Origin of the sequence: Streptomyces sp. NPDC001941 (assembly GCF_040296945.1) — a bacterium.
Lineage (GTDB): Bacteria > Actinomycetota > Actinomycetes > Streptomycetales > Streptomycetaceae > Streptomyces.
In genome coordinates, this window is the sequence record NZ_JBEOYE010000271.1 from 1 (window position 1) to 1117 (window position 1117).

Here is a 1117-nt window from a genome sequence, read left to right on the forward strand (position 1 = left end):
CGGGTGTGGACGCCGGGCAGGACCTGGCTGTCGTGGGTGGTGGCCGCCGTAGTGGCCACGTCCGTGATCACGTTGGGGGTGTCGGGAGCACAGGTCTCGGTCAGATGAACCGCGAACCCCTTCCAGCTGATGATGTGCCCGTGCCGCGCGTAGCGGGCCGAGGTGTCGTAGGGCGAGACGACCGCCCGGGCTGAGGGCGGCAGTCCGGGTCCGTCTTCCTTCTCGGCGGTGCGCCAGCACAGCCGGTCTGCGGCATCCCGGTGGTAGTTCTGCACCATGATCTGCCGCAGGGCCTGGACGCGAGGGCTGTGTGCACGGCTCGCACCATGCTGGTAGAGGTGTTCCAGGAGCCGGACAGCGTCCCTCCCGGCGGCGAGGATCCGGGTCATGGGCCTGGTGGGGTTCTTGCCCAGGCGCACCGGGCGGCCGTAGCGCAGGGCCCAGTCGTCGTCGACCAGCCCGTCCAGCAAGTGCGGTGCGGTGGCGGAGACTTCTTCGAGGGCGGCCCGGACGGCCTCGGTGACCAGCTCCAGGCGGGTCAGGTCGCGCACCGCGGCCAGGACGTGGGTCGAGTCGGTGCGTTGCGTGGTGCGCTCGCGCACCAGCCCGGCCTCCTTCAGCCGGGCCAGCGCAAGGTCGAGGAGCCGGTCCGCCCGGCCGTCCTCGGCGAGCCGATCGCGGAAGTCGGCCAGCACACTGTGATGGAAGCCGGGGTCGTCCAGCTCCATCGCGAGGGCGTACTTGAAGTCGATGCGGCAGCGGACCGCCTCGGCGGCCTGCCGGTCCGACAGGCCGAGCAGGAACTGCAGCACACAGACGGTGGCCAGCTGAGCCGGGGAAAGACCCGGCCGTCCATCCCGCGGGTACCAGTCGGCGAAGTCCTCGTCACGCCACAGCCCATCGAGGCGGTCCCGTACCCATATCGCCGTCGTACCGGCCGGGTTGCTCGCCCACGCGACCTGCGCAGTCAGAGACGGGACCTGCTCACCGGAACGCGGGCGAAGGGACAATGGGCACCTCGACAGTTGCATAGGTCGGTGGAACTCCCCGAGCATGCCCGTTGATCATGCTGCCGCACTGAGGAACTCCAAGATCCCCGACAGAGTCAAGCTCAGCC

At 69.8% G+C, this 1117-nt stretch carries 1 protein-coding gene; it reads right to left on the minus strand.

Annotated elements, in window-relative coordinates; all coding sequences use genetic code 11:
- A partial coding sequence (locus tag ABT160_RS47105) for a transposase (protein ID WP_502984436.1) occupies positions 1-1055 on the minus strand: 1055 nt, incomplete at its 3' end.
- Positions 1056-1117 lie beyond the last annotated feature (62 nt).